Annotated in this window: 5 protein-coding genes and 1 pseudogene; 4 read left to right on the plus strand and 2 right to left on the minus strand. The window is 64.5% G+C overall.

Features of this window, described 5'->3' with window-relative positions; all coding sequences use genetic code 11:
• Positions 1-166: pseudogene (locus tag DYI24_RS28395) on the plus strand (phosphotransferase family protein); the annotation flags it as partial.
• Positions 167-496: 330 nt separating this feature from the next.
• Here DYI24_RS28395 and DYI24_RS21415 read toward each other — a convergent pair.
• Positions 497-1,282: an SDR family NAD(P)-dependent oxidoreductase gene (locus DYI24_RS21415; RefSeq protein WP_012496676.1), complete on the minus strand. Its 786-nt coding sequence runs from the start codon at positions 1,280-1,282 to the stop codon at positions 497-499.
• A gap of 156 nt (positions 1,283-1,438) precedes the next feature.
• Here DYI24_RS21415 and DYI24_RS21420 point away from each other — a divergent pair, with 156 nt between their 5' ends.
• Entirely contained in the window at positions 1,439-2,194 is a 756-nt protein-coding gene (locus DYI24_RS21420) for a histidine phosphatase family protein (RefSeq protein WP_107356144.1), read from the plus strand.
• Between the two features lie 145 nt (positions 2,195-2,339).
• The gene (locus tag DYI24_RS21425; protein ID WP_164573763.1) at positions 2,340-3,107 is read left to right on the plus strand and encodes an SDR family NAD(P)-dependent oxidoreductase; all 768 of its coding nucleotides are present in this window, start codon (positions 2,340-2,342) and stop codon (positions 3,105-3,107) included.
• A gap of 122 nt (positions 3,108-3,229) precedes the next feature.
• Here the strand turns inward: DYI24_RS21425 and DYI24_RS21430 are convergent, their stop codons facing one another.
• A complete protein-coding gene (locus DYI24_RS21430; protein ID WP_164573764.1) occupies positions 3,230-4,453 on the minus strand; it encodes a serine hydrolase domain-containing protein in 1,224 nt (407 codons plus the stop codon).
• A 185-nt stretch (positions 4,454-4,638) separates the two neighbouring features.
• On the opposite strand from DYI24_RS21430, the gene DYI24_RS21435 reads away from it, so the two are divergent.
• A partial coding sequence (locus tag DYI24_RS21435) for a GTP-binding protein (protein ID WP_240002540.1) occupies positions 4,639-4,765 on the plus strand: 127 nt, incomplete at its 3' end.

Raw genomic sequence — 4,765 nt, forward strand, 5'->3', positions numbered from 1 at the left:
GGGTCTCGCCTATAACACCTTCCGCCTCGCCGGCATTCTGGCGGGCATCGCCGGCCGCGTCCGCGACGGCACCGCCGCCTCCGACAAGGCCAAGGAATCCGCCGCCCGCACCGTGCCGATGGCGGAGCTGGCGTGGGAATACGCCCAGAAGGCGGGCGCGAAGTAAGCGACGAGAGTTTCTATTCCAAAAAATGAAGGCGCGGTCCGAAACGGCCGCGCCTTTTTTTCTATCCGGTCATTCCGGGGCGCCGCGCAGCGGCGAACTCGGAATTCCGAGATTGATACGATGAGATTCCGGGTTCGCGCGTTTCACGCGCGCCCCGGAATGACGAAACTTCGATCTTGATTTCAAAAAGGTCGTCATCGCCCGGCTCGTCCGGGCGACCCAGTATCCCAGTGCGTCATTGTTATCACGAACGCCTTGAAATACTGGATCCCCGCTTGTGCGGGGATGACGGTCGTGTGTGGAGCGGTCTGCGCCGCTCGTCATCCCGTCTCAGATCGGCTTGCCCGCATAGGGCATCGAGGCGGTCAGGCCGCCGTCGACCGGGAAGGCCTGACCGTTGACGTAAGACGCTTCGTCGCTGAGCAGGAACAGGCCCATGGTGGCGAGTTCGTGCGGCTGGCCGGCGCGCTTCAGCGGGTTGAGCTGACCGATCTTGTGATCGGTGCCGCGGGCGCGTGCGCCGTCGAAAACCGGCTTGGTCATGCCGGTCTCGATCAGGCCGGGGCACACCGCGTTGATGCGCACGCCGGTGCCTGACAGCGAGTAGGCGGTGGTCTGCACCAGGCTGATCACGCCGGCTTTCGACGCCGCGTAGGGATGGCCCGACGCGCCGCTCTTCAGGCCCGCGACCGAGGCGGTGCACACGATCGCGCCGTGCCCCTGTTTGATCAGATGCGGCATGGTGTGCTTGATCGCCAGGAACGGACCGATCAGGTTGACGCGCAGGATTTCCTGCCAGTGCTCCGGCGTCTGCTCGGGCAGCGGCACCAGCCCGCCGCTGATACCCGCATTGGCCCAGATGCCGTCGAGCTTGCCGTAAGCGGCGATCGCCTTGGCGACGAACCCCTTCACGTCGTCCTCGGAGCCTGCATCGGCCATCACCGCTTCGGCGGTGCCGCCCGCCTTGCGCACTTGCTCGACCGTCTCCTGCACGCCTTCGGTGCGATCGACCGCGATCAGCTGCGCGCCTTCCTTGGTGAACAGCAGCGATGCCGCGCGGCCGATGCCGCTGCCGGCGCCGGTGATGATGATGGATTTGCCTTCGAGGCGGCCCATGCGTTGCTCCCTGCTGATCGCTTCGGTGTTTGCCGTTTGACGGAATTGGAACGACGATCGTTCGATCGACATCGCGCGTTCGACACACAAGTGACTTGAGGCGATGCGAGGTCTGACGTACAGCGACTTGTGACCGGATTGAAAGGATTTTCTCGCATGACGAACGTGCCGCCGTCTTCCAACGACAAACCGTTCGTCGCCCAACATTCGGTGCCGGTCGGCGTTACCGCGACTCGGTGGTGGTGGGTGCGGCATGCACCGGTGCGCAGCGACGGCGGCAACATCTACGGCCAGATCGACATCGACTGCGACTGCAGCGATCGCGTGGTGTTCGATGCGGTCAGCCGGGTGCTGCCGCAGAACGCGGTGTGGTACGCCAGCAAGCTGAAGCGCACCCACATGACCGCGGAAGCGATTTTCGCCGCCGGTTTCCCGCGCCCCGACGCCATCACGCAGGACGCCGATCTCAACGAGCAGCATCTTGGTGATTGGCAGGGTACCAACCGTGCCGCGTTCTTTGCCAAGCTGCCGGTCAATCTCGACACCTTCTGGTTTGCGCCGATCGACGAGCGCGCGCCCAACGGCGAGAGCTTCATGGATCTGTACGAGCGTACCAAGCGCGCGATCGCGCGGATCACCGCCGCGCATCCGGGCGAAGACATTGTTGCGGTCGCGCACGGCGGTACCATCAAGGCCGCGATCGGCGTCGCGCTGCGCGATCAGCCGGAGCGGGGGCTGGCCTTCACCATCGACAACTGCTCGATCACCCGGCTTGATCACATGGCCTCGAACGGCCACGAGGGCTGGCGGATTCCGATGGTCAATCAGCAGCCGTGGATCGCCGATCCATCGCACGCCGCGATGCATCAGCCCGCGGGCCCTGAATTGGCGACGCCGAGCAAGCTGGCCTAGGCACCATTGTCGAACCCAAGCCATCCGTCATTGCGAGGAGCGAAGCGACGAAGCGATCCAGCGTAGTGCACGGACCTGGTTGCTTCGCTACGCTCGCGATGACGAATGAGTCATCCACTCACAACAATCACAACGGGAGAGAAACATGAACTTGTTCGACCTGAGCGGCAAAGTCGCCGTCATCACCGGCTCGTCGCGCGGCATCGGCAAGGCGATTGCCGAGCGGATGGCGGAGCATGGTGCCAAGGTGGTGATCTCGTCGCGCAAGCAGGATGCTTGTGACGCGGTCGCCAAGTCGATCAACGACACCTATGGCGCCGGGACCGCGCTGGCGCTGGCCGCCAACATCTCCAGCAAGGATGACCTGAAGCGCCTGGCGCAGGAAGCGACCCAGAAACTCGGCAAGATCGACGCGCTGGTCTGCAACGCCGCGTCGAACCCGTATTATGGGCCGCAGGCCGACATCAATGACGATCAGTTCCGCAAGATCCTCGACAACAACATCGTCGCCAACCACTGGCTGATCAGCGAGGTTGTGCCGCAGATGATCGAGCGCAAGGACGGTTCGATCACCATCGTATCCTCGATCGGCGGCCTGAAGGGCTCGACCGTGATCGGCGCTTACTGCATCTCCAAGGCCGCCGATATGCAGCTCGCCCGCAACCTTGCCTGCGAGTACGGCGTGCACAACATTCGCGTCAATTGCATCGCGCCCGGCCTGATCAAGACCGACTTCGCCCGCGCGCTGTGGGAGAACCCCGAGACGCTGAAGCACTCCACCGCGCGCTCGCCGCTGCAGCGGATCGGCGAACCCGACGAAATCGCCGGCGCCGCCGTGTTCCTCGCCTCCAAGGCCGGCAGCTTCACCACCGGCCAGACCCTCGTGATCGACGGCGGCGCGACGATCAGCTGACCCTCTGGGTCATTCCGGGGCGCGCGAAGCGCGAACCCGGAATCCCGAGGTTATAGGAACGAGAGATTCCGGGTTCGCTCGCTGCGCGAGCGCCCCGGAATGACAAGTGGATACGGGTGTGGCTACTCCACCGCCGCGTACACCAGATCCCGTACCAGGGTCCGGAAGTATTCGCGCTGGCCGGGGCCCTGCGACATGAACACCGCGAACAACTGTTCGGCGGGGTCGATCCAGAAGAACGTGCCGGCGATGCCGCTCCAGTAGAATTGACCGACCGAGCCGGGGAAGGGCGAGATGCCCGGCTGGGTGCGGACCGCGAAGCCGAGGCCGAAGCCGTTGCCGGGGGGCAGGATGTAGTTGTCCGGCGGGATGTGCGGCTCGAGGTGATTGCTGGCCATCAGCTCCAGCGTCTTGCGGCCGATGATCCGCGTCCCATCCAGCGTGCCGCCGCCCAGCAGCATCTGGCAGAACCGCGCGTAGTCCATCGTGGTCGAGACCAGGCCGCCGCCGCCGGATTCCATCACCGGCTTTTCCAGCATGTTGAACAGCGCCACCGGATCGCCGGTCCACGGATCGGTCGGGAACGCCTCGGCGAGCCGGCCCTTGTTGTCGGCCGCGGTGTGGAAACCGGTCTCGCTCATCTGCAGCGGCGCCAGGATGCGTTCGGTGAGGAACGCGCCGAGTGTCTTGCCGGCGACCACTTCGATCACCCGGCCGAGGATGTCGGTCGACCGGCTGTAATTCCACGCCGCGCCGGGCTGACACACCAGCGGCATCGAGGCGATCAGGGTGGCGTGTTCTTCGTTGGTGATCTTGCGGCTGCGGATCCGCGAGGCCCGGTACATTTTGTGGATCGGGCCATCGCCGGTGTGGTCGTAGGTGATGCCCGAGGTGTGGCGCAGCAGATCCTGGATGGTGATTGGGCGTTGCTGCGGCACCAGTTCGAGCTCGCCGCTGCGCACGATGCCGACGTTGGTATTCTCAAATTCGGGAATGAACTTTGAGAGCGGATCGTCAAGCAGCATCTGGCCGTCTTCGACCAGCTGCATGATGCCGATCGAGACGATCGGCTTGGTCATCGAGAAGATGCGGAAGATGCTGTCGCGGCGCATCGGTGCGTCGGAGCCGGGCGCCTGCCGGCCCAGCGCCTCGAACCAGCCGATTTTGCCCTTGCGCGATACAAGAACGGTGACGCCGGGGATGGTGCCCTTGTCGATCTCGCGCTTGAAGGCGTCCGACATCACCTGCAGCCGGCGCGGCGACAGCCCCAGGGTTTCTGCCTTGGCCTCCGGCAAAGCCGGGGTCTGCGGGGGGAGGGCGGAGGTTGCGGCGGCGGTCGCGGTCATGGCGTTTCCCGATTGCTGTTTTTGTTGTGGTCCGGCGCCGGTATTCACACGGGTGTCATCCGGGCCTGCGGGGGCATTCCGCGCCAGATTGACCCATAAAATCCGGCTTGAACAGGGTGCTTTTCCGCAGTAACCAGCCGCGGTTTCGCCGCCTTCCAGGCTGGCGCCGACAAGGATGGAGAACGATGGCCAAAGCAAAGTTTGAACGTACGAAGCCGCATTGCAACATCGGGACGATCGGTCACGTCGACCATGGCAAGACGTCGCTGACGGCGGCGATCACCAAGGTTCTGGCGGAGACGGGCGGTGCGA

The sequence above is a fragment of the Rhodopseudomonas sp. BR0C11 genome (assembly GCF_010820945.1).
GTDB lineage: Bacteria > Pseudomonadota > Alphaproteobacteria > Rhizobiales > Xanthobacteraceae > Rhodopseudomonas > Rhodopseudomonas palustris_H.

Bases quoted from the DNA above. Each gene is read 5' to 3' on its own strand.
- DYI24_RS21420 (WP_107356144.1), top strand. From the start codon at position 1,439: ATGACGAACGTGCCGCCGTCTTCCAACGACAAACCGTTCGTCGCCCAA.
- DYI24_RS21430 (WP_164573764.1), bottom strand. From the start codon at position 4,453: ATGACCGCGACCGCCGCCGCAACCTCCGCCCTCCCCCCGCAGACCCCG.
- DYI24_RS21425 (WP_164573763.1), top strand. From the start codon at position 2,340: ATGAACTTGTTCGACCTGAGCGGCAAAGTCGCCGTCATCACCGGCTCG.
- DYI24_RS21415 (WP_012496676.1), bottom strand. From the start codon at position 1,282: ATGGGCCGCCTCGAAGGCAAATCCATCATCATCACCGGCGCCGGCAGC.